The 22822-nt window shown below is 71.0% G+C and carries 16 protein-coding genes; 9 read left to right on the top strand and 7 right to left on the bottom strand.

The window, feature by feature from the left end:
- Positions 1 to 127: 127 nt before the first annotated feature.
- From ACZ5WE_RS05365 to ACZ5WE_RS05345, 5 genes are all read right to left on the bottom strand, one after another.
- A complete protein-coding gene (locus ACZ5WE_RS05365; RefSeq protein WP_467687305.1) occupies positions 128 to 1171 on the bottom strand; it encodes an ABC transporter substrate-binding protein in 1044 nt (347 codons plus the stop codon).
- Positions 1172 to 1293: 122 nt separating this feature from the next.
- Positions 1294 to 2448 carry an acyl-CoA dehydrogenase family protein gene (locus tag ACZ5WE_RS05360; protein WP_467687307.1) on the bottom strand — a complete coding sequence of 385 codons (1155 nt, stop codon included), beginning with the start codon at positions 2446 to 2448 and terminating at the stop codon, positions 1294 to 1296.
- 5 nt (positions 2449 to 2453) lie between these two features.
- The gene (locus tag ACZ5WE_RS05355; protein WP_467687309.1) at positions 2454 to 3431 is read right to left on the bottom strand and encodes a hydroxymethylglutaryl-CoA lyase; all 978 of its coding nucleotides are present in this window, start codon (positions 3429 to 3431) and stop codon (positions 2454 to 2456) included.
- Positions 3428 to 5377 (bottom strand): acetyl/propionyl/methylcrotonyl-CoA carboxylase subunit alpha, encoded by a 1950-nt coding sequence (locus tag ACZ5WE_RS05350; protein WP_467687872.1) that lies wholly within the window; start codon positions 5375 to 5377, stop codon positions 3428 to 3430. The genes ACZ5WE_RS05355 and ACZ5WE_RS05350 overlap by 4 nt, the downstream gene beginning before the upstream one ends.
- Positions 5378 to 5474: 97 nt before the next feature.
- Positions 5475 to 7091, bottom strand: a complete 1617-nt coding sequence (locus ACZ5WE_RS05345) for a carboxyl transferase domain-containing protein (protein WP_467687311.1) — start codon at positions 7089 to 7091, stop codon at positions 5475 to 5477.
- Between the two features lie 87 nt (positions 7092 to 7178).
- Here ACZ5WE_RS05345 and ACZ5WE_RS05340 point away from each other — a divergent pair, with 87 nt between their 5' ends.
- From ACZ5WE_RS05340 to ACZ5WE_RS05325, 4 genes are all read left to right on the top strand, one after another.
- Positions 7179 to 7769, top strand: a complete 591-nt coding sequence (locus tag ACZ5WE_RS05340; protein ID WP_467687313.1) for an SACE_7040 family transcriptional regulator — start codon at positions 7179 to 7181, stop codon at positions 7767 to 7769.
- Between the two features lie 126 nt (positions 7770 to 7895).
- The gene (locus ACZ5WE_RS05335; protein ID WP_467687314.1) at positions 7896 to 9053 is read left to right on the top strand and encodes an acyl-CoA dehydrogenase family protein; all 1158 of its coding nucleotides are present in this window, start codon (positions 7896 to 7898) and stop codon (positions 9051 to 9053) included.
- A 55-nt stretch (positions 9054 to 9108) separates the two neighbouring features.
- Positions 9109 to 9978, top strand: a complete 870-nt coding sequence (locus ACZ5WE_RS05330; RefSeq protein WP_467687316.1) for an acyl-CoA thioesterase — start codon at positions 9109 to 9111, stop codon at positions 9976 to 9978.
- A gap of 44 nt (positions 9979 to 10022) precedes the next feature.
- Positions 10023 to 10994 carry a cation diffusion facilitator family transporter gene (locus tag ACZ5WE_RS05325; protein ID WP_467687318.1) on the top strand — a complete coding sequence of 324 codons (972 nt, stop codon included), beginning with the start codon at positions 10023 to 10025 and terminating at the stop codon, positions 10992 to 10994.
- Here the strand turns inward: ACZ5WE_RS05325 and ACZ5WE_RS05320 are convergent.
- Together ACZ5WE_RS05320 and ACZ5WE_RS05315 are read right to left on the bottom strand one after the other, a co-directional pair.
- Positions 10955 to 11743, bottom strand: a complete 789-nt coding sequence (locus ACZ5WE_RS05320) for a phosphatase (protein ID WP_467687319.1) — start codon at positions 11741 to 11743, stop codon at positions 10955 to 10957. The two genes, ACZ5WE_RS05325 and ACZ5WE_RS05320, sit on opposite strands and share 40 nt — an antisense overlap.
- A gap of 86 nt (positions 11744 to 11829) precedes the next feature.
- Complete coding sequence (locus tag ACZ5WE_RS05315) at positions 11830 to 13359, bottom strand: PucR family transcriptional regulator ligand-binding domain-containing protein (RefSeq protein ID WP_467687321.1); 1530 nt, start codon at positions 13357 to 13359, stop codon at positions 11830 to 11832.
- 167 nt (positions 13360 to 13526) lie between these two features.
- On the opposite strand from ACZ5WE_RS05315, the gene ACZ5WE_RS05310 reads away from it, so the two are divergent.
- From ACZ5WE_RS05310 to ACZ5WE_RS05290, 5 genes are all read left to right on the top strand, one after another.
- The gene (locus ACZ5WE_RS05310; protein ID WP_467687323.1) at positions 13527 to 14996 is read left to right on the top strand and encodes a sodium:solute symporter family protein; all 1470 of its coding nucleotides are present in this window, start codon (positions 13527 to 13529) and stop codon (positions 14994 to 14996) included.
- 87 nt (positions 14997 to 15083) lie between these two features.
- The gene (gene speB / locus ACZ5WE_RS05305) at positions 15084 to 16082 is read left to right on the top strand and encodes an agmatinase (RefSeq protein WP_467687325.1); all 999 of its coding nucleotides are present in this window, start codon (positions 15084 to 15086) and stop codon (positions 16080 to 16082) included.
- Positions 16079 to 17764 carry a thiamine pyrophosphate-binding protein gene (locus ACZ5WE_RS05300; RefSeq protein ID WP_467687326.1) on the top strand — a complete coding sequence of 562 codons (1686 nt, stop codon included), beginning with the start codon at positions 16079 to 16081 and terminating at the stop codon, positions 17762 to 17764. Before speB ends, ACZ5WE_RS05300 begins: the two co-directional genes overlap by 4 nt.
- A 164-nt stretch (positions 17765 to 17928) precedes the next feature.
- Entirely contained in the window at positions 17929 to 18867 is a 939-nt protein-coding gene (locus ACZ5WE_RS05295) for a serine hydrolase (protein WP_467687328.1), read from the top strand.
- 128 nt (positions 18868 to 18995) lie between these two features.
- Positions 18996 to 22733 (top strand): ABC transporter ATP-binding protein, encoded by a 3738-nt coding sequence (locus ACZ5WE_RS05290; RefSeq protein WP_467687330.1) that lies wholly within the window; start codon positions 18996 to 18998, stop codon positions 22731 to 22733.
- The last annotated feature ends 89 nt before the right edge of the window (positions 22734 to 22822 follow it).

Raw genomic sequence — 22822 nt, 5'->3', positions numbered from 1 at the left:
AAGCCTAACCTAACTTCCTTGTGGGTTAAACCCAGGGGGTCACACCAGTCACGGGGAGGCAGGCAAACGGAACAGCCCTCTCCGGAATGCGGAGAGGGCTGTGCTCGGGCGCAGGGGGCGGCAGATGTCAGCTGACCTTCTTGGCCTTCTCGATCGCGTCGGCGAGGTCCTCGAGGATCGGGGCGCACTTGTCGTACGAGTAAATGGGCTCGGTGACGCGGGGGATGACCTGGCCGGCCTTGACCGCGGGCAGTTTCGCCCAGGTCGGCTTGGACTTGTCCAGGGCGTCGGGCTGCAGGGCGGAGGTGCGGTTGTCCATCATGATGACGTCCGCGCCGTGCTTGTTGACGTTCTCCCAGCTCAGGTTCTCGAACCAGCCGCCGCTCTCCTTCTTGGCGGCCTCGGACGGCTCGATGAAGTTCACGCCGAGGGACTTGAAGTACTCCAGGTCGGCGGAGAGGTTCGTGCCGGAGACGTAGAAGATGTCCTGGCTGGCCGAGCCGACCATCACCTTGATGTCCTTGTTCGCCTTGGCGACCTTGCGCAGCCGCTCCGCCGCGGCCTCGAAGCGCTTCTTCGCCTTGACGACCTTCTCGGCCTTCACGTCCGCGCCGAGCGACTCGGCCAGCGAGAGGAGGCGCTGGAGGGGCTGGGTCATCTGGCGGTCGTAGACGGAGACGCCGACGCTCGGGGCGAGCTTGAGGATCTTGTCCTTGCTCTCCTCCGGGACGTACCAAAGGGTGCCCGCGTCGTCGAACATCGTGGAGACGAGGAGGTCGGGGGCGAGGCCCGCGTACTTCTCGATGTTGAACTGACCCCACTCGTTGCCGATGACCGTCAGCTTGCTGACGTCCATGTCGCCGGCCTGGACGTCGGCCTTGCCGTCCTTCGTCTTCGTCGGGCCGAAGACGCCCTTGACCTCGACGCCGTAGTCGAAGAGCGCCGCGGCGACGCCGGTGAAGGCGACGATGTTCTGCGGGGTGCCCTTGCTCTTGGCGGTCGTGCCGCGGTCGTCCTTGAAGCTCCAGGGGCCGGAGTCACCGGCGTCCGCCTTGCCCGAGCCGCTCTTCTTCTCGTCACCGCAGGCTGCCAGCAGGGCCGTGAGGCCGAGGGCGCCGCCGGCGGCGAGAACGCCGCGGCGGGAGGGCTGAGGGAAGCGGGCGTGGGACATATGTGGGTCTCTGCTTTCGTGAGGACGGCGGCGGGGCCACTGGCCGGAACTAGCGCTTAGGTTAACCTAACCTAAGCTGATGTCCAGTGGCCCTCGCGGGCGCCTTCCCCACTGCGGGGTGGTTATCCCGCGAATCCCAGCTCCCTGGCGATCAGCATGCGCTGGACCTCGCTGGTGCCCTCGCCGATCTCCAGGATCTTGGAGTCCCGCCACATCCGTGCCACGGGGTATTCGTTCATGAAGCCGTACCCCCCGTGGATCTGGGTGGCCTCGCGCGCGTTGTCGACGGCGACCGTGGAGGAGTAGAGCTTCGCGATCGCCGCCTCCTTCTTGAAGGGCTCACCGCCGACGAGCCGCGAGGCCGCGTCCCGCCACCCGACCCGGGCCATGTGCGCCCGCATCTCCATGTCGGCGATCTTGAACTGGATCGCCTGGTTCGCCCCGATGGGCTTGCCGAAGGCGTGCCGCTCCTTGGCGTACTTCACGGATTCGTCGACGCAGCCCTGCGCCAGACCCGTGGCGAGCGCGGAGATCGCGACGCGGCCCTCGTCCAGGATCCGCAGGAACTGGGCATAGCCGCGGCCCTCTTCACCGAGGAGGTTCGCCACCGGCACCCGTACGTCCGCGAAGGAGAGCTCGCGTGTGTCCGACGCGTTCCAGCCGACCTTCGAGTACGGCGCCGCGACCGTGAACCCGGGCGTCCCGGACGGCACGATGATCGAGGAGATGAGCGGACGGCCGTCCGCCTTGCGGCCGGTGACGGCGGTGACCGTGACCAGGCCCGTGATGTCCGTGCCGGAATTGGTGATGAAGCACTTGGAGCCGTTGATCACCCACTCGTCGCCGTCCCGCACAGCGGTCGTGCGGCTGCCGCCCGCGTCCGAGCCGCCGTCCGGTTCGGTCAGGCCGAACGCGCCCAGGAGTTCACCGGAGCAGAGCCGGGGCAGCCACTCCTGCTTCTGCTCGTCCGTGCCGAAGAGGTGGATCGGCATGGCGCCGAGCGAGACGCCCGCCTCCAGGGTGATCGCCACCGAGGAGTCGACGCGCGCCAGCTCTTCGAGCGCGATACCGAGGGCGAGATAGTCGCCGCCCATGCCGCCGTACTCCTCGGGGAAGGGCAGGCCGAACAGGCCCATGCGGCCCATCTCACGGACGATCTCGTACGGGAACTCGTGGCGCTCGTACAGGTCGCCGATCTTCGGGGCGACGACTTCGTGCGCGAACTCCTCGACGGTGCGGCGGAGTTCCTCGTGCTCGGGGGACAGACGGTGGTCCATCGTTCTCACTGCTCCTGGTGGGAGGTGCCGGTCAGGGCACGGACGGTGCGGGACGGGCTGGGTCGGCCCAGTTGCTCGGCCATCCACGCGCTGGTGGCGGCGAGCTTGCCGAGATCGACGCCGGTCTCGATGCCGAGGCCGTCGAGCATCCACACGAGGTCTTCGGTGGCGAGATTGCCCGTGGCGCTCTTCGCGTACGGGCAGCCGCCGAGGCCGCCCGCCGACGCGTCGACCGTTCGCACGCCGTGCTGAAGGGCGGCGAGGGTGTTGGAGAGCGCCTGGCCGTACGTGTCGTGGAAGTGCACGCCGATGCGGTCCGTCGGGACACCCTCCTCGTTCAACTCGGCGAGCAGCGCCAGGACATGGCCCGGGGTGGCCACGCCGATCGTGTCGCCGAGGCTCAGTTCGTCGCAGCCCATGTCCAGGAGCGCCTTCGCGGTGCGCACGACCTGGGCGATGGGCACCGGGCCCTCCCACGGGTCGCCGAAGCACATGGAGAGATAGCCCCGCACCTGCGCGTCGTGCTCGCGGGCGCGGGTCACGACCGGCTCCGACATGGCGAGTGCCTCGGCCATCGTGCGGTTGAGGTTGGCCTTGGCGAAGGACTCCGTGGCGCTGACGAAGACGGCGATGCCGCGCGCGCCGAGCGCCAGGGCGCGGTCGAGACCCCGGTCGTTCGGCACCAGGACGGGGAGCCGCGTCCCTCCGTCCTGCCCGGGGGCCCGTTCGAGGTCCCGCACGAGTGGGAACAGCTGCTCGGAATCGGCCAGTTGAGGCACCCACTTGGGGTGCACGAAGCTGGTCGCCTCGACGGTCGTGAGGCCCGCTGCGGCGAGGCGGCGGATGAACTCCGCCTTGATGTCCGTCGGGACGAGCGCTTTCTCGTTCTGCAGGCCGTCCCGTGCGCCCACCTCGTAGATACGGACGCGGGGCGGGAGGTCCTGGGCGGGGACGGCCATGGGGAGCGGGCCGTGGGGCGTCATTTCTCCTCCTGCGGGGCCTCGGGCTCGGGAATCACCACGGCGAGGATCTGGTCCATGGCGACGGTCGTGCCCGGTGTGACGTCGAGTTCGCTGACGGTGCCCGCGTGCGGGGCGGAGATGACGTGCTCCATCTTCATGGCCTCCACCACGAGGAGGCTCTGCCCCTGGGCCACTCGGTCGCCGGTGGACACCTTGACGACCGTGACCGTGCCGGGCATGGGGGCGGTGAGGGCGTCGGCCCCGCTGTGGGCGGCACCGGTGATACTCGCCTCCACGGGGTCGTGGTCCTGGACGTGCCAGGCGTCGCCGTCCCTGCCGAGCCAGTCGGCGGCGCGGTGGAAGGTGTGGGCGACCCCGTCCACGTGCACCGTGACGCGGCCGGGCTCCACGGTGCGCGGGCCGGCTCCCGCGACGTGCGCGACTGGCTCGTGTCCCGGTACGCGCAGGTGGTGCGTCAGAGGGGCCGGGGTGCCGCCGATGCGCCATCCGCCCGGCACCGAGAACGGGTCCCGCCAGCCGTCGCCGGTGGGTTCGATGGCGGTGGTACGGACGGCCGCCGCGGCCTCGTACACCTCGTCGGGCACGCCCTTGGGGACCAGGTCCTCCGCCTCGCGCTCCACGAGCCCGGTGTCCAAGTCCCCTGCCACCACCGCCGGGTGGGCGAGCAGCCGCCGCAGGAAGCCCGCGTTGGTCGGCACCCCCAGGGTGACCGTCTCCGCGAGGGCGGCCCGCAGCTTGCGCAGGGCGGTGGGGCGGTCGGGGCCGTAGGCGATGACCTTCGACAGCATCGGGTCGTACAGACTCCCGACCTCCGTGCCCTTGCTCAGGCCCGAGTCGGTCCGCACGCCGTCGCCCTGCGGCTCGTGCAGCGCGAGGACCGTGCCGCCGGACGGCAGGAACCCGCGGGAGGGGTCTTCGGCGCAGACGCGGGCCTCGATCGCGTGGCCCGTGAGCGTGATGTCCCGCTGCCCGTACGGGAGTTTCTCGCCGGCGGCGACCCGCAACTGCCATTCCACGAGGTCGATGCCGGTGATGAGCTCCGTCACCGGGTGCTCCACCTGGAGCCGGGTGTTCATCTCCATGAAGTAGTACGAAGCCGGGTCCTTGCCCGGGACGATGAACTCCACCGTGCCCGCGCCCGCGTACCCGCAGGAGCGCGCCGCCTGGACGGCCGCCTCGCCCATCGAGGCGCGCGTGGCCTCGTCGAGCAGGACGCTGGGGGCCTCCTCGATGATCTTCTGGTGGCGGCGCTGGAGCGAGCACTCGCGCTCGCCGAGGTGGATCACGTTGCCGTGGCCGTCCGCCAGGACCTGGATCTCGATGTGCCGGGGGCGGTCGATCCACCGCTCCACGAGCAGCGTGTCGTCACCGAAGGAGGACCGCGCCTCGCGCCGCGCGGCGGCGATCTCGTCCGCGAGCAGGGAGGCGTCCCGCACGAGCCGCATGCCCTTGCCGCCGCCGCCCGCCGAGGGCTTGAGCAGCACCGGCATGCCGATATCCCGTGCGGCGTCGGCCAGTTGGGTGTCCGTCAGGCCGCTGCCCGATGAGCCGGGGACCACCGGGACCCCGGCCTCCTTGACGGTCTCCTTGGCGCGGATCTTGTCGCCCATCAGGTCGATCGCCGACGCGGGCGGCCCGATGAAGACCAGGCCGGCATCCGCGCAGGCCTGCGCGAACTCGGCGTTCTCCGCGAGGAAGCCGTACCCCGGGTGGACCGCCTGGGCGCCGCTGCGGGCCGCCGCCTCCAGGAGCCGCTCGGCCGAGAGGTAGCTCTCGGCGGCCGGCGGCGGACCGAGCCGTACGGCCGTGTCCGCCTCCCGCACGTGCCGGGCGTCCGCGTCCGCGTCGCTGAACACGGCGACCGAGCGCACGCCGAGCGCCCGCAGCGTCCGGATGACGCGGACCGCGATCTCGCCCCTGTTCGCGACCAGAACCGTGTCGAACATCGTCCCTCTCCCCGGGGTGGTCCCTTGCTGGAAGTCGCTCAGCTGGAAGTCGCTCAGCTGGAAGTCGCTCAGCTGGAAGTCGCTCATCGTCCGCCCCTCACATCCGGAAGACGCCGAAGCCGGGCTCGCCCAGCGGAGCCTCGGCACACGCGGTCAGGGCGAGGCCGAGGACCTGGCGGGTCTCCATGGGATCGATCACACCGTCGTCCCACAGCCGGGCCGTGGCGTAGTAGGCGCTGCCCTGCGCTTCGTACTGGGCGCGGACCGGGGCCTTGAAGGCCTCCTCGTCCTGCGCCGACCACTCCTCGCCGCGCGCCTCCAACTGGTCGCGCTTGACGGTCGCGAGGACCGAGGCGGCCTGCTCGCCGCCCATCACGGAGATCTTGGCGTTCGGCCACATCCACAGGAAGCGGGGGGAGTAGGCACGGCCGCACATGGAGTAGTTCCCCGCGCCGTACGAACCGCCGATCACGACCGTCAGCTTCGGCACGCGCGTGCAGGCCACCGCCGTGACCATCTTGGCGCCGTGCTTGGCGATGCCGCCCGCCTCGTAGTCCCGGCCGACCATGAAGCCGGAGATGTTCTGCAGGAAGACAAGCGGGATGCCGCGCTGGTCGCACAGCTCGATGAAGTGAGCGCCCTTCTGGGCGGACTCGGAGAAGAGGATGCCGTTGTTCGCGATGATGCCGACCGGGTGGCCGTGCAGGTGGGCGAAACCGGCCACGAGCGTCTGGCCGTACTCCGCCTTGAACTCGGCGAACCGTGAGCCGTCGACCACCCGCGCGATCACCTCGCGGACGTCATAGGGGGTGCGGGAGTCCGTCGGCACCGCCCCATAGAGCCCGAGAGGGTCGACCTTGGGCTCCTCGACCGGGCGGACGGACCAGGGGAGCTCGCCGCGCTCGGGGAGCGTCGAGACGATCGTCCGCACGATCCGCAGTGCGTGCGCGTCGTCCTCCGCGAGGTGGTCCGTGACGCCGGAGACCCGGGAGTGGACCTCACCGCCGCCGAGCTCCTCGGCCGTCACGACCTCGCCGGTCGCCGCCTTCACCAGGGGTGGGCCGCCGAGGAAGATCGTGCCCTGATTGCGGACGATCACGGCCTCGTCGCTCATCGCGGGGACATACGCGCCGCCCGCCGTGCACGAGCCGAGCACGGCCGCGATCTGCGGGACGCCGGCGCCGGACATCCGGGCCTGGTTGTAGAAGATCCGTCCGAAGTGCTCGCGGTCCGGGAAGACGTCGTCCTGCATGGGGAGGAAGGCGCCGCCCGAGTCCACCAGGTAGAGGCAGGGGAGGCGGTTCTCCAGCGCGACTTCCTGGGCGCGCAGATGCTTCTTCACCGTCATGGGGTAATACGTGCCGCCCTTGACGGTGGCGTCATTGGCGACGATCACGCAGGTGCGCCCGGATACCCGGCCGATGCCGGCGATGACTCCGGCGGCGGGCGCGTCCCCGCCGTACAGACCGTCGGCCGCGAGGGGCGCCAGCTCCAGGAAGGGCGAGCCGGGGTCGAGCAGGGCGTCCACGCGGTCGCGGGGCAGCAGCTTGCCGCGCGCGACATGGCGGGCCCGGGCCCGCTCGCCACCGCCGAGCCTGGCCGCCGCGAGCTTGGCCCGCAGGTCGTCGACGAGAGCGGTGTGCCCCGCCTCGTTCGTCCGCCATGCCTCGGACGCGGGATCAGCCGCGCTCGTCAGCACCGGTGCCTGCAGCATCAGTCGAGCCCCCTTGCTCGGTTAATGAGCGTTAACGCGTTTCCATCAGGTTAACGAGCGCTAACCGCCCTGTCTAGAATTGATTCCATGGCCACCAGAACCGACGCCCCCACCCGTCGCGAGCAGATCCTCAGAGAAGCCGCCCGGCTCTTCGCCGAGCGGGGTTTCCACGGAGTCGGAGTGGACGAGATAGGAGCCGCCGTCGGCATCAGCGGGCCCGGTCTCTACCGCCACTTCGCGGGCAAGGACGCGATGCTCGCCGAGCTGCTCGTCGGCATCAGCGGGCAGCTCCTTACCGGTGGCAAGCGGTGCGTGGCCGAGGCGGACGGGTCGCCGGAGCGGGTCCTTGACGCGCTCATCGAGGGGCACATCGACTTCGCCCTCGACGACCGCTCCCTGATCACCCTGCACGACCGCGAGCTCGACCGCCTGAGGGACACCGACCGCAAGCTGGTCCGCCAGCTCCAGCGGCAGTACGTGGAGATCTGGGTCGACGTCGTGCGCAAGGTCTATCCGGACCTCGCCGAGAACGCCGCCCGCGTCTGCGTGCACGCGGTCTTCGGGCTGCTCAACTCCACGCCGCACCTGAGCCGGCGCGACGCGCTGCCCAGCCGCGGTGCCATGGCGGAGCTGCTGCACGGCCTCGCGCGCGGGGCCTTCGCGGCGGCGGTGGCGTGACGGGAGCGACAGGACTTCACTCTGGACGGCCCGGTGACCGGCGGGTAACGTTTGCCTGAGCAAGCGCTTAGTCCGCGTTTGGACCACAGTGAGCCGCTGGGGCCGTCGTAGCAGAGGGAGTTTTCCGTGCGCCGTACCGTTTTCAACGAGGACCACGAGGCGTTCCGGGAGACTCTGCGCGCCTTCATCGAGGCCGAGGTCGTCCCGGTCCACGACGAGTGGTTCGCCGCGGGGCAGGTGCCGCGCGAGTTCTACTACAAGCTCGCCGAGCTCGGTCTCTTCGGTATCAACGTCCCCGAGGAGTTCGGCGGCGCCGGCCTGGAGACCCACAAGTTCGAGGCCGTCCAGTACGAGGAGAGCGCCCGCGCGGGCGTCACCTTCGGCGGCTCCGGCGTCCACGTGCTGCTCGCCCTGCCCTACATCAAGGCGCTCGCCACCGACGAGCAGAAGAAGCGGTACCTGGAGAAGTTCGTCTCCGCCGAGGAGATGTGGGCCCTGGCGATGACCGAGCCGGGCACCGGCTCCGACCTCGCGGGCATGAAGACCACGGCCAAGCTCTCCGAGGACGGCACGCACTACGTCCTCAACGGCTCCAAGACCTTCATCACCGGCGGTGTGCACGCCGACCGCGTGATCGTCTGCGCCCGCACCTCCGCGCCCACCGCGGAGGACCGCCGCTTCGGCATCTCCCTCTTTGCCGTCGACACCAAGTCCGATGGCTACTCCATCGGCCGCAAGCTCGACAAGCTCGGCCTGAAGACCTCCGACACCGCCGAGCTGGCGTTCGTCGACGTCAAGGTCCCCGTCGAGGACCTCCTCGGCGAGGAGAACAAGGGCTTCTACTACCTCGGCAGCAACCTCCCCTCCGAGCGCTGGGGCATCGCCTACGGGGCGTACGCGCAGGCCAAGGCCGCCGTCCGGTTCGCCAAGGAGTACGTCCAGGACCGCACGGTCTTCGGCAAGACGGTCGCCTCCTTCCAGAACACGAAGTTCGAACTGGCCGCCTGCCAGGCCGAGGTGGACGCCGCCGAGGCCGTCGCCGACCGCGCCCTGGAGGCCCTGGACGCGGGCGAGCTGACCGCAGCCGAGGCCGCGTCCGCGAAGCTGTTCAACACCGAGGTCGCGCACCGCGTCATCGACAAGTGCCTCCAGCTGCACGGCGGCTACGGCTTCATGAACGAGTACCCCATCGCCCGCCTGTACGCGGACAACCGCGTCAACCGCATCTACGGCGGCACCAGCGAGGTCATGAAGATGATCATCGCCAAGAACATGGGCCTGTGAGGACATGGCCTGTGAGGACATGGGCCTGTAAAGACCGCCCTGTAGAACTGGATTCATGAACAACGCACTTGAGTCCCTCCTCGATCTGCTCGACCTGGAGCAGATCGAGGAGGACATATTCCGGGGCGTGAGCCGTTCGGCGCTCGTCCCGCGCGTCTTCGGCGGCCAGGTGGCCGCCCAGGCGCTGGTGGCGGCCGGACGCACCGTCCCCGCCGACCGGCCCGCCCACTCCCTGCACGCGTACTTCCTGCGCGCCGGGGACCCGGGCGCACCGATCGTCTACACCGTCGACCGCATCCGCGACGGCCGCTCCTTCACCACGCGCCGGGTCGTCGCCGTCCAGCACGGGCAGCCGATATTCCACCTCTCCGCGTCCTTCCAGACGTACGAGGAGGGACTGGAGCACCAGACGGGCATGCCCTCCGCCCCGGACCCGCAGACGCTCCCGACGGCCGCGGAGATGCTGCCGCGCCATCTGCCGCCGCATGTCGCCGAGCGCCTGATCGAGGCCCGCGCGGCCGTCGACCTGCGTTACGTGGACGCCCCGCCCTGGGCCACGGTCGGGCAGCCGCGCGAGCCGCGCTCCCAGGTGTGGTTCCGCACGAACGGCAAGCTCGACAGCGGCATCGACGAGTCTTTGCTGCACGTCTGCCTCGCCACCTACGTCTCCGACATGACGCTGCTCGACTCGGTGCTGCTCGCGCACGGCAGGGGCGGCTGGGCCGTCGGTGACGTCGTCGGCGCCTCGCTCGACCACGCGATGTGGTTCCACCGCCCCTTCAGGGCCGACGAATGGCTCCTGTACGACCAGGAGTCACCCTCGGCGTCCGGCGGGCGCGGCCTCGGCCAGGCGCGGATCTGGACGCAGGACGGGCAGCTCGCCGTGACGGTGATCCAGGAGGGCGTGGTCCGCGTCCCCCGCTGACCGACATTTCGCGTTCCTCGCTGATCGGACATACCGTCCGATACATGAGTGAGCAACCGTCAGAGGGCGGCGGCGAGAGCACCTTCACCGTCATCGTCGCTGCCGTCGCCAACCTCGGGATCGCCGTCGCCAAGGCCGTCGCCGGTCTCATCAGCGGGTCGAGCGCGATGCTCTCCGAAGCGGCGCACTCCGTGGCCGACACGGTCACCGAACTGATGCTGCTCGTCTCCCTCAGGAGCGGCGAGCGCCCCGCCGACGAGGAGCATCCGCTCGGCTACGGAGGGGCCCGTTACATCTGGGCGCTCCTCGCCTCCGTCGCCACCTTCGTGGGCGGTGGCGTGTTCGCGGTCTACGACGGCATCCACACCCTCACGCACGGCGAGGACCCCGGTGACCCCCTCGTGTCGTACATCGTCCTGGGCGTCGCCTTCCTCCTGGAGGGCTACTCGCTGCGGACGGGGCTCAAGCAGGCGAGCGGCGAGGCGGACCGCTTCGGGGTGCACATCACGCGCTACCTGAGGCACACCCCCGACACCGCGGTGAAGGCCGTCGTGATGGAGGACTCGGCGGCGCTGGTGGGCCTGGTGCTCGCCGCGGCCGGACTGCTCGGCGGGCAGCTCACCGGCTCCGGCGTGTGGGACGGTGTCGCCTCGCTGTGCATCGGCGTACTTCTCGTGTACGTCGCCTGGGTCCTCGGGCACGCCAACTCGGAGCTGCTCATCGGGCGTCCGCTGCCGAAGGAGATGCGTGCCGCGGTGCGGGCCGAGCTGCTCGCCGACCCGCACGTCGTGGACGTGCTGGAGCTGACCACACTGCTCCAAGGGCCCAAGGAGGCCCTGGTCGCCGCCAAGGTCGACTTCCGGGACATGTCAACGGCCGGGGACATCGAGCGGGCCTGCGACCGGATGGCGCACCGCATTCAGGAACGGTTCCCGGCCGTCCGACGGGTGTACCTGGACCCGACACCGGGCCCTGCTCAGGACTCGGGGGTCAGCCCCGCGGCGTCCAGCAGGTAGGCCGTCATCGGGTCGTAGAAGCGCGGGCTCGTGACGTGGTCGTCCAGCGGGACCGTCACCTGGACAGTGCCCTCGGCCTCGCCGATGAACAGCGCCGGGTCGTTGCAGTCCGCGTATCCGACGGAGTCGATGCCGCGCTGGCCCGCCCGTCCGGCCCAGCCGTGGTCGGCGACGACCAGGTCCGGCTGCGGGCGTCCCTCGCGCTCCAGGCCGTCCAGGATCGCGTTCATCGGCTCGGGGGAGTGGGTGTGCCACAGGGTCGCGCCGCGCTCCAGCATCGCCACGTCCGCGAACTGGAAGACCATGCCCTCGTCGGCGGTGAGGCCCTCGGGGATGACGACGATCTCGCAGCCCGCCGCGCGCAGGGCGGCCGCCGTCGCGCGGTGGACGTCGAGCAGGCCCCCGGGGTGGCCGGTGGCGAAAAGGACCCTCTCCTTGCCGGCCGCCGCCTTGCGAAAGCGAGCCGCCATCCGCTCCAGGGCGTCGACCGTCAGCTCCGGGTCGATGGTGTCCTGCCCGTGCCGGAACTCGGCGTCGTCGATCACGCCGCACCGCTCGGCCATCACCGCGAGGACGTCCTGCTCGTCGGTCCAGCGGTCGCCGAGCTCCAGGCCGAGCCAGTAGTGGCGGTCGCCGTTGGCGAGCTTCCTGTAGTGGCTGAGGTTGTTCTCGCGCGGCGTGGCGACGTCGCCCGCGATGCGGGAGCGTACGAGGTGGTCGACAAGCGCGGCACGGCTGGGTATCGGCATACGCCCTATTGTGCCGTCGGTGACCGCGCGGTGGCGGGCTGTCCCGAACCCTGGAATGTGACCTGCGCCCCCTCCGCGCGTCCCGGTCAGCTCTCGCGGCCGAGCGCGAACCACAGCTCCATCCGTACGTCCGGGTCGTCCAGGTCCGCCCCCAGGAGCGTCGCGCACCGCGTGACACGCTGCCGCACCGTGTTGCGGTGGACCCCCAGTGCCGTCGCCGTGCGGTCCCAACTGCCGTGCAGGGAGAGCCAGGTGCGCAAGGTCTCCGTGAGCGCCTGGCTGCCGCCGAGCGGGGCGAGCAGCACGCGCGCGTGGGCCGCGGCTTCCGCGGGCGCCACCAGAGCGGCGATGCCCGTCTCGCGGTGCCGGACGAGTGGCGCGCGGGTGGCCTCGGCGCGGCGCAGGGCGCGGCCGGCCTGGGCGTCGGCGGCGGGCAGGTCCCCGGTGGTCGCCGGGGCGGACGCGCCGAGGGCCCAGCCCGGCTGCCCGGTGAGCTGGCGGTCGGCGGGGAGGAGGAGCCGTACGAGGTCCTGTCCGGCGTCCGTGTCGACCATGCCGCTGCCCAGCGCGGCGGCCAGCGCGGACGCGGCGACGGAGAGCGCCACAGGGTCGTTGCCGGCATCCCCGCGCGCGTGCACCACGGTCCACTCGTCGGCCCCCAGGAGAGGCGCGACATCGCCCACCGCCGAGCCGAGCAGCAGCCGCACGAGTGCCGCGGACCGCACGGAGTCGGCGGCGCCCTGGTGCTTCCCGGTGAGGAGGGAGAGCAGCACGACGGCCACCCCGGTGATGGTGTGGTCCCCCGGCTCGCGCTGCTCGGCGGCGACCCCGAGCGCGAACCCCTGCCCGCCGCCGAGCGCGTACGCGGCGAGGTGGACGCCGCCCACGGAGTCGGTGGCGGAGGCGGGAGCGGGGCCGGGGCGCCCCGCCGGACGTACGACTTCGGAGAGGTCACGCACCGCCTGTCGCGCCCCCGTGGCCGGAGCCGGCCCCGCGGTGTGGAGCACCGCGCCGTCCGGGGCGTAGAGCGCCGCCCAGCCGCCGAGCCGCGCCGCCAGCTGGCGAAGCACCGCGGGCACCGGGTCGGGGCGCGCGGCAGCCGTGGCGAGGCCTTGCTGTGCCTCGGTCACGCGCCGCAGCTCCGCGTGTCTGGCCTCCGCCACCAGCTGCCACACCGCGCGGGCGACGCCGCTGAAGGTCGTACGCGGCGGCACCTCGAGGAGCGGCAGACCGTAGTGGTCGCAGGCCGTCACCAGGGCCTGCGGCACCGTGTCGTGCACGGGCGCGACGCCGAAGCCGAGGGCCGCGCCGCCCGCCTCGACGATCCGCGCCACGTAGGCGTCGAGGTAGGCGCCCGCGCCGACCGGATCGGTGATGTGCACGCCCGCCGTCAACAGCAGCTCGCCGCCCAGGAGGTACGGGTACGGGTCCGCCATCTCCGAGGTGTGCACCCACTGGACGGCCGCCCCGCTCTCCCCGGCGTCAGGGCCCGCGATCTGGCGCAGGCCCAGATCCTCCCGGGCCAGGAGCGCGGTGAGCGGGACCGGCGGGGTGGGGGGAGCGATGGAGGAGGCGGATGAGGCGGCGGGGTCCGGCACGGTGGATGTTCCATCCATATCGATCACGGGGAGTGGATGAAACGTACACTTCAGCGTTGCTTTCCGGCCACCTAAGGTCGTGCCGACCCCAGGCCGCGGGTACGGGCGGATGTCCCCGCGGCCGGTTGCCACCCCCCCACCCCCATCTGCACGACACGCCACCGAGGTGCGCGAAGGAGGGCCCTATGGCCGTCGACTACACAGTGATCGTCGTCTATCTCGCCGGCATGCTCGCCATGGGCTGGTGGGGCATGCGCCGCGCCAAGTCCAAGAGCGAGTTCCTGGTCGCCGGACGCCGCCTCGGGCCGTGGATGTACTCGGGGACCATGGCCGCGATCGTCCTCGGCGGCGCGTCCACCATCGGCGGCGTCGGCCTCGGCTACCAGTACGGGCTCTCCGGCGCCTGGATGGTCTTCACGATCGGCCTCGGCCTGCTCGCGCTGAGCGTCTTCTTCTCGGCGCGCATCGCCCGCCTGAAGGTCTACACCGTCTCCGAGATGCTCGACCTGCGCTACGGCGGGCGCGCGGGCGTCATCTCCGGGGTCGTCATGTGGTCGTACACGCTGATGCTCGCCGTCACGTCGACCATCGCGTACGCCACGATCTTCGACGTCATCTTCGACATGAACCGCACCCTGGCGATCATCCTGGGCGGCTCGATCGTCGTCGCGTACTCGACGCTCGGCGGCATGTGGTCCATCACGCTCACCGACATGGTGCAGTTCGTGGTGAAGACCATCGGCGTGCTGCTCCTGCTGCTGCCCATCGCGGTCGTCAAGGCCGGAGGCTTCAGCGAGATGAAGGCCAAGCTGCCCACGGAGTACTTCGACCCGCTGGGCATCGGTGGCGAGACGATCTTCACCTACGTCCTGATCTATACGTTCGGCATGCTCATCGGGCAGGACATCTGGCAGCGCGTCTTCACCGCGCGCAGCGACAAGGTCGCCCGTTACGGCGGTACCGTCGCCGGTACTTACTGTCTCGTCTACGCGATCGCCGGCGCCGTCATCGGCACGGCGGCCAAGGTCATGTACCCGAAGCTGCCGAGCGCCGACGCGGCCTTCGCGACCATGGTCAAGGACGAACTGCCCATGGGCGTACGGGGCCTGGTGCTCGCCGCGGCGCTCGCCGCCGTGATGTCCACGTCCTCCGGAGCGCTCATCGCCTGCGCGACCGTCGCCAACAACGACATCTGGTCGCGGCTGCGGGGCGTAGTGAAGGCCGGCGGAGCGGACGACGAGCCGCACGACGAGGTGAAGGGCAACCGCCTCTTCATCCTGATCATGGGCATCGGCGTCGTCTGTATCGCCATCGCCCTCAATGACGTGGTCCAGGCACTCACCGTCGCCTACAACCTGCTCGTCGCCGGTCTTCTCGTGCCCATCCTCGGCGGACTGCTGTGGAAGCGCGGCACCGCCGAGGGCGCGCTCGCGGCCATCGTCACCGGTGGACTCTCCGTCGTCGGGCTCATGTGTGGGTACGGAATCCTCGCCAACGAGCCCATCTACTACGGCCTGTTGATCTCCCTCGGCGTGTACGTCGTCGTCTCCCTCGCCACGAAGCCCACCGACGCCGACGTCCTCGCGGCCTGGCGCGAGCGGCTCGCGGGCCGGGGGTCCGAAGAGGCGGAGCCGCAGGCTCCGGTGACCGTCTAGTTTCTCCGCGCGGCCCACTGCCAGTGGGCCGCGTGACACTTGTTCCAGCAGCACAGCATCACTCGCACCAGCAGGAGGAAACCGACCATGAGCAGCGCCGAGACCCCGACCCCCCGCGGCCCGGTCGATTCCTCCCGCGTCCCCCGGTACGCGGGCCCGGCGACGTACGCCCGCCTGCCCCGTCTCGACGAGGTGGGCGGCAGGACGGACATCGCCGTGGTCGGCGTGCCCTTCGACACCGGCGTCTCGTACAGGCCCGGCGCCCGCTTCGGCGGCAACGCGATCCGCGAGGCCTCGCGCCTCCTGCGTCCGTACAACCCCGCGCAGGACGCGTCGCCCTTCGCGCTCGCCCAGGTCGCCGACGCGGGCGACATAGCCGCCAACCCGTTCAACATCAACGAGGCGGTCGAGACGATCGAGGCCGCCGCCGACGACCTCCTCGGCTCCGGCGCCCGCATGATGACCCTCGGCGGCGACCACACCATCGCCCTGCCGCTGCTCCGTTCGGTCGCCAAGAAGCACGGCCCGGTGGCCCTGCTGCACTTCGACGCGCACCTGGACACCTGGGACACGTACTTCGGCGCCGAGTACACGCACGGCACGCCGTTCCGCCGGGCCGTCGAGGAGGGCATCCTCGACACGGAGGCGCTCAGCCACGTCGGCACGCGCGGTCCGCTGTACGGCAAGCAGGACCTCACCGACGACGAGAAGATGGGCTTCGGCATCGTCACGTCGGCGGACGTCTACCGCCGCGGCGCCGACGAGGTCGCCGACCAGCTGCGCCAGCGCATCGGCGACCGCCCGCTGTACATATCCATCGACATCGACTGCCTGGACCCGGCCCACGCGCCCGGCACGGGCACCCCGGAGGCGGGCGGTATGACGTCGCGCGAGCTCCTGGAGATCCTGCGGGGGCTCTCCTCCTGCAACCTCGTCTCGGCGGACGTCGTCGAGGTCGCCCCCGCCTACGACCACGCGGAGATCACGGCCGTCGCCGCCTCGCACACCGCGTACGAGCTGACGACGATCATGTCCCGCCAGATCGCGGAGGCCCGCCGGGCCACCGAGGGGAGCGCGGCCAAGTGACGCACGACCACGACGTAGTACTGCGGCCCACGGACGCGCAGCAGGAAGCGGCCCTGAACCCGCCCGCCGGGCGCAACGGCGGCGACCTCGTCGTCGAGACCCTCCAGGGCCTCGGCGCGACGACGGTCTTCGGCCTCCCCGGCCAGCACGCGCTCGGCATGTTCGACGCCCTGCGGCGCTCGTCCCTGTCGTACGTGGGGCTGCGCGTCGAGAACAACACGGGCTTCGCGGCGGACGCGTACGGCCGGATCACCGGTGAGGTGGCCCCGCTCCTTCTCTCCACCGGCCCCGGCGCGCTGACCTCGCTCGCCGCGCTCCAGGAGGCGGCTGCCGGGTCCTCGCCCGTGCTCGCGATCGGCAGCCAGATCCCGGTGGCGGGACTCGGTGGCGGCCGGCACGGCTACCTCCACGAGCTGCGCGACCAGCAGGCCTCCTTCCGCGACATCGTGAAGTCCGTCCACACGGTGCGCACCGCCTCGCAGATCCCCTCCGCGATCGCGGCGGCCTGGGAGTCGGCGCTCACCGCCCCGCACGGCCCGGTCTGGGTGGAGATCCCGCAGGACGTGCTGCTCGCCGAGACGACCCTGCCCGTGGTGACGGCCATGGACGCGACCCCGGACGAGGTCGTCCCGCGCCCCGAGCTGACCGCGGTGGCGGCCGACCTGCTGTCCCGGGCCGAGCGCCCGGCGATCATCGCGGGCGGCGGAGTCGTGCGGTCCGACGCCTCCGGAAAGCTGCTCGCCCTCGCGGAGCTCGTGAACGCCCCGGTCGTCACGACCTTCGGCGGCAAGGGCGCCTTCCCCTGGGAGCACCCGCTGTCGCTCCAGTCCTGGCTGGAGGACCGGTACACCACGGACTTCCTGGAGGACGCGGACGTCCTCCTGGTGGTCGGCTCGGGCCTCGGCGAGCTCTCATCGAACTACCACACGTTCAAGCCGCGCGGCCGGGTCATCCAGATCGAGGCCGACGCGGGGAAGCTGGAGTCCAACCACCCGGCGCTCGGCATCCACGCGGACGCGCGGCTCGCGCTCTCGGCGCTCCTGGAGACGATCGACGCCCCGAGGGAGGACGCTTCCGCCCCCGAGCGGGTCCGAGCCGTGCTCTCGCAGGTCAAGGAGCGGATCGCCGCCCAGGAACTCACCCTGGAGCAGCAGATCCTCACATCGGTCCGCGACGCCCTTCCGGACGCGGCCCCGTCGTTTTGGGACATGACGATCCTGGCGTACTGGGCCTGGTCCGCGTTCGACGCACGCCACCCGAACACGATGCACTCGGCCCAGGGCGCGGGCGGCCTCGGGTACGGCTTCCCGGCGGCGCTCGGAGCCGCTGCCGCCGACCCCTCGAAGCCGGTCCTTGCCGTATCGGGCGACGGCGGCGCGATGTACTCGATCGCGGAACTGGCCTCGGCCAAGCAGCACGACCTGCCGGTCACCTGGCTGATCGTGGACGACGGGGGCTACGGAATCCTCCGGGAGTACATGGCGGACGCCTTCGGCGAACCCACGGCGACGGAACTCTCCCGCCCCGACTTCGTCGCGCTCGCGGAGTCCTTCGGGGTGCCGGGCGTCCGTACGACTCCCGAGACCCTCCGCGACGACCTCGCGAAGGCCCTCGGGGAGCCCGGCCCCTCGGTGGTCGTGCTCCCGGCGGTGCTGCGGATGTTCGAGCCGACGCATCTCTGAGCCACGGGTGTCGTGACACGGGCTGATTACAGATCGGTCATCTGTTCTCAAACTCGTGCATCCATGTACGGGTACCGGTGAGTCATCTGGGGTGAGTGCGCCGGGGGGCGCGCTTGTACGGGCCCCGAGGGTCTTGTACGGACCCAAGGGGATGGGGAAACTCCATGACTCACCCGGTATCCGGGATATCCAGGCGTGCCCGCGTGCTCTCGGCGGGACTCGCCGCCGGGGTGCTCGTGCCGCTCGGCACGGCCGCGACCGCCACGCCCGCCGTCGCGGCGACGGCACCGGAGGTCACCTGCACCTCCGCGCAGTCCGGCCTGGCCGCCAAGCTGACGAAGGACATCACGGCGGCGCTGAAGAACCGCAAGGGCACGGTCGCGGTCGGCCTGCGCGATCGCGCCACGGGCACCACCTGCACCCTGCGCGCGGGCACCTCGTTCGACTCGGCGAGCGTCGTCAAGGCGACCGTTCTCGCGGCGCTCCTGTGGGACGCCCAGAAGACCGGCCGCGCGCTGACGTCCCGCGAGAAGTCCCTCGCGACCTCCATGATCACCAAGTCCGACAACGCGGCCACCAGCACGCTCTGGCGCCAGCTCGGCGCGGCCAAGGTGAAGGGCTTCCTCAGGGCCGCCAAGATGACGAAGACGGTGCCGGGATCCGGCGGCTACTGGGGCCTGACCCGGATCAACGTCACCGACGAGCAGAAGCTCCTCGCCCTGATCACCGGCGGGAACACCGTCCTGACCGACGCTTCCCGCGCCTACCTCCTCAAGCTGATGGGCAAGGTCGTCTCCTCGCAGCGCTGGGGCACCCCGGCGGGTGCGCCGTCCGGCGTCGCGATACACGTCAAGAACGGCTGGCTGCAGCGGTCGACCCACGGGTGGCGTGTGCACAGCATCGGCGCGTTCAAGGGCGGCGGCCACGACTACACCCTCTCCGTGCTCACCCACGGCAACAGCACCATGAACTACGGCGTCGCCACCATCCAGGGCGTGGCCAAGGCCGTCCACAAGGACCTGGCACCCAGGACCTCGGCGGCCGGGCGCTACGCCCCGACGGCCACGCCGCGGGAGGCGTTCGTGCCGGCTCCCGCCGCTTGATCGTAGGTTCGAGTCGCCCCACCTCTGAGTGGTCCTAGGACCTCCGACCTGTCTTTGTTGCGGTGGGATGAAATTCTCGTCCCGCCGCGTTGGGCCTCTCGGCAGGTCAGGTCGACGGGAGGCAGCACGTGGTGGAGCAACGGGGCGGGGCCGGGCCGGAGAAATCCGGCTGGGGCAAGCGACTGACCGGGTACGCGTGGCGCTACCCGAAGGACGTCGTGCTCGCGCTCGGCGCCTCGCTCGCCGGCATGGCCGTCATGGCGCTCGTCCCGCTCATCACCAAGGTGATCATCGACGACGTCATCGGGGACAAGTCGCGCGAGATGGGCCCCTGGGTCGGCGCCCTCATCGGCGCCGCCGTCCTCGTCTACGTCTTCACCTACATCCGCCGCTACTACGGCGGCCGCCTCGCCCTCGACGTCCAGCACGACCTGCGGACCGAGATGTACGAGACGATCACCGGGCTCGACGGACGGCGGCAGGACGAGCTGTCCACCGGTCAGGTCGTCGGACGTGCCACCAGTGACCTCCAGCTCATCCAGGGCCTGCTCTTCATGCTGCCGATGACCATCGGCAACATCCTCCTCTTCGTGATCTCCCTCGTGATCATGGCGTGGCTCTCCATCCCGCTCACCCTCGTGGCGCTCGCCGTGGCCCCCGCTCTCTGGTTCATCGCCAAGCGCAGCCGGGGCCGCCTGCACCCCTCCACCTGGTACGCGCAGGCCCAGGCCGCCGCCGTCGCCGGAGTCGTGGACGGCTCCGTCTCCGGCGTACGCGTCGTGAAGGGGTTCGGCCAGGAGGATCAGGAGACCGGGAAGCTCAGGGAGGTCGGGCGCAAGCTCTTCGCGGGACGCCTTCGCACCATCCGGCTGAACTCCAAGTACACGCCCGCCCTGCAGGCCGTGCCCGCGCTCGGGCAGGTCGCGATGCTCGCGCTCGGCGGCTGGCTCGCGGTGCGCGGGCAGATCACGCTCGGCACGTTCGTCGCCTTCTCCAGCTACCTCGCCCAGCTCGTCGGACCCGTCCGCATGCTCGCCATGGTCCTCACCGTCGGCCAGCAGGCCCGCGCGGGCGCCGAGCGCGTCCTGGAGCTCATCGACACCGAGCCGACGCTGACGGACGGCACCAAGGAGCTGCCCGCCGACGCCCCGGCCACCGTCGAGTTCGACGACGTCTCCTTCGCGTACGAGGACAGCCGCCCCGTCCTCGACGGGCTCTCCTTCGAGATCCAGCCCGGCGAGACCCTCGCCGTCGTCGGCACGTCAGGCAGCGGCAAGTCCACCGTCTCGCTGCTGCTGCCCCGCTTCTACGACGTGACGCACGGCGCCGTCCTCGTCGGCGGCCACGACGTGCGCGAGCTGACCACCGACTCGCTGCGGGCCGCGATCGGCCTCGTACCCGAGGACTCCTTCCTCTTCTCCGACACCATCCGCGCCAACATCGCGTACGGAAAGCCGGACGCCACCCAGGAGGAGATCGAGACCGCGGCACGCGCCGCCCAGGCCGACCGCTTCATCGCGGAGCTGCCCGACGGGTACGACACCACCGTCGGCGAGCACGGGCTCACCCTCTCCGGCGGCCAGCGCCAGCGCGTCGCCCTCGCCCGCGCCATCCTCACCGACCCCCGCCTGCTCGTCCTCGACGACGCGACGTCCGCGGTGGACGCGCGGGTCGAGCACGAGATCCACGAAGCCCTGCGCGGCGTCATGGCCGGGCGGACCACCCTTCTCATCGCCCACCGCCGATCGACCCTCAACCTCGCTGACCGCATCGCCGTCCTGGACGGCGGACGCCTCGCCGCCATCGGCACGCACGAGGAGCTGACGGCCGACTCCCCGCTCTACCGGCGCCTGTTGACCGACCCTGACGAGCTCGGCGGCGTCTCGCCGGGCCGCACCGTCCCGGTCGACCTCCCCGAGGACACCTCCGTACGCGACGAGCTCGACGCCGAGTTCGACGCCGAGCGCGGCATCACCCCGCAGCTCTGGGTCGGCGACCGTGAGCCGAAGGACACCGCGATGTCCGGGATGCCCGCGACGCCCGAACTCCTCGCGCAGGTCGACGCGTTGCCCCCGGCCACCGACGCTCCCCACGTCGACGAGGCACGCGCGGTCGCCAAGGAGGATTCGTACGGCCTGCGTCGTCTCCTCGCCGGATTCGGTAAGCCGCTGCTCCTCGCCCTGCTCCTGGTCGCGGTCGACGCGGGCATGGGCCTGCTGCTTCCCGTGCTGATCCGGCACGGCATCGACGAGGGCGTGTCGCAGCTCGCGCTCGGCGCCGTGTGGGCGGCCTCCGGCCTCGCGCTGCTCACCGTGCTCGCCCAGTGGACTGCGCAGATCGGCGAGACGCGGATGACCGGACGGACCGGCGAGCGCGTGCTCTACTCGCTGCGTCTGAAGATCTTCGCCCAGCTCCAGCGGCTCGGACTCGACTACTACGAGCGGGAGTTGACCGGGCGGATCATGACCCGGATGACCACGGACGTGGACGCCCTGTCCACCTTCCTGCAGACCGGCCTGGTCACCGCCTTCGTCTCCGTCGTCACCTTCTTCGGCATCATGGTCGCGCTCGTCGTCATCGACGTGGAGCTCGCGCTCGTCGTCTTCGCGACGCTGCCGCCGCTGATCATCGGTACGTTCTTCTTCCGCCGCTCCAGCGTCAAGGCGTACGAGCTGGCGCGTGAGCGCGTCTCGGTGGTCAACGCCGACCTCCAGGAGTCCGTCGCGGGGCTGCGCATCGTGCAGGCGTTCCGGCGCGAGCGCTCGGGCGGAAGGAAGTTCGCGCAGGCCAGCGCCGACTACCGCAGCGCCCGTATCCGCGGGCAGTGGCTGATCTCCATCTACTTCCCGTTCGTGCAGCTGCTCTCCGCGGTCGCCGCGGCGGCGGTCCTGATGGTCGGCGCGGGACGCGTGGAGGCGGGGACGCTGACGACCGGCGCCCTGGTCGCCTACCTCCTCTACATCGACCTGTTCTTCGCGCCCGTCCAGCAGCTCTCCCAGGTCTTCGACGGCTACCAGCAGGCCACCGTCTCGCTCGGTCGCATCCAGGAACTGCTCCGGGAGCCGACATCGACCGAGGCCGCGGACGAGCCACTCGACGTCCTCTCCCTGCGCGGCGAGATCGCCTTCGAGGACGTGAACTTCGCGTACGGCTCCGCCGACGAACCGGAGGAGGCGCTCAGCGACGTACGCCTGCGCATCCCCGCGGGCCAGACCGTCGCGTTCGTCGGCGAGACCGGCGCGGGCAAGTCGACCCTGGTCAAGCTCGTCGCCCGGTTCTACGACCCGACCGGCGGCCGTGTGACGGTGGACGGCACGGACCTGCGGTCCCTCGATCTGACCTCGTACCGCCACCGCCTCGGCGTCGTGCCGCAGGAGGCCTACCTCTTCGCGGGCACGGTGCGCGACGCGATCGCCTACGGGCGGCCCGACGCCACCGACGCCCAGGTGGAGGCCGCGGCCCGCGCGGTCGGCGCGCACGACATGATCGCCACCCTGGACGGCGGCTACCTCCACGAGGTCTCCGAGCGCGGCCGCAACCTCTCCGCGGGCCAGCGCCAGCTGATCGCCCTGGCCCGCGCGGAACTCGTCGACCCGGACATCCTGCTCCTGGACGAGGCGACCGCGGCCCTCGACCTCGCCACGGAGGCGCAGGTCAACCAGGCCACCGACCGCATCGCGGGCAAGCGCACCACGCTGGTCGTCGCCCACCGCCTCACCACGGCCGCCCGCGCGGACCGGGTGATCCTGATGGACCACGGCCGGGTCGCGGAGGACGGCACGCACGACGAGCTGCTCGCACTCGACGGGCGGTACGCGACGCTGTGGCGCACGTTCGTGGGGGAGACGGAGCCGACGGCAGCCTGACCCGGTGAACCAATCGGGGCGGGGGCGCAACCACGCGCCCTTCGGTCCGCGTCCGTACATCAGTACGCTGATGCGGATGTGTCGGGAGG

This window comes from Streptomyces sp. NPDC033180 (genome assembly GCF_055577645.1).
This window is presented reverse-complemented; position numbering and strand designations above follow the sequence as displayed.

What these genes read in the sequence shown, in the direction of transcription:
- speB (WP_467687325.1), top strand. Translation starts at nt 15,084, where the DNA reads ATGAGCAGCGCCGAGACCCCGACCCCCCGCGGCCCGGTCGATTCCTCC.
- ACZ5WE_RS05295 (WP_467687328.1), top strand. Translation starts at nt 17,929, where the DNA reads ATGACTCACCCGGTATCCGGGATATCCAGGCGTGCCCGCGTGCTCTCG.
- ACZ5WE_RS05365 (WP_467687305.1), bottom strand. Translation starts at nt 1,171, where the DNA reads ATGTCCCACGCCCGCTTCCCTCAGCCCTCCCGCCGCGGCGTTCTCGCC.
- ACZ5WE_RS05360 (WP_467687307.1), bottom strand. Translation starts at nt 2,448, where the DNA reads ATGGACCACCGTCTGTCCCCCGAGCACGAGGAACTCCGCCGCACCGTC.
- ACZ5WE_RS05310 (WP_467687323.1), top strand. Translation starts at nt 13,527, where the DNA reads ATGGCCGTCGACTACACAGTGATCGTCGTCTATCTCGCCGGCATGCTC.
- ACZ5WE_RS05350 (WP_467687872.1), bottom strand. Translation starts at nt 5,377, where the DNA reads ATGTTCGACACGGTTCTGGTCGCGAACAGGGGCGAGATCGCGGTCCGC.
- ACZ5WE_RS05320 (WP_467687319.1), bottom strand. Translation starts at nt 11,743, where the DNA reads ATGCCGATACCCAGCCGTGCCGCGCTTGTCGACCACCTCGTACGCTCC.
- ACZ5WE_RS05355 (WP_467687309.1), bottom strand. Translation starts at nt 3,431, where the DNA reads ATGACGCCCCACGGCCCGCTCCCCATGGCCGTCCCCGCCCAGGACCTC.
- ACZ5WE_RS05315 (WP_467687321.1), bottom strand. Translation starts at nt 13,359, where the DNA reads ATGGATGGAACATCCACCGTGCCGGACCCCGCCGCCTCATCCGCCTCC.
- ACZ5WE_RS05345 (WP_467687311.1), bottom strand. Translation starts at nt 7,091, where the DNA reads ATGCTGCAGGCACCGGTGCTGACGAGCGCGGCTGATCCCGCGTCCGAG.
- ACZ5WE_RS05325 (WP_467687318.1), top strand. Translation starts at nt 10,023, where the DNA reads ATGAGTGAGCAACCGTCAGAGGGCGGCGGCGAGAGCACCTTCACCGTC.
- ACZ5WE_RS05340 (WP_467687313.1), top strand. Translation starts at nt 7,179, where the DNA reads ATGGCCACCAGAACCGACGCCCCCACCCGTCGCGAGCAGATCCTCAGA.
- ACZ5WE_RS05330 (WP_467687316.1), top strand. Translation starts at nt 9,109, where the DNA reads ATGAACAACGCACTTGAGTCCCTCCTCGATCTGCTCGACCTGGAGCAG.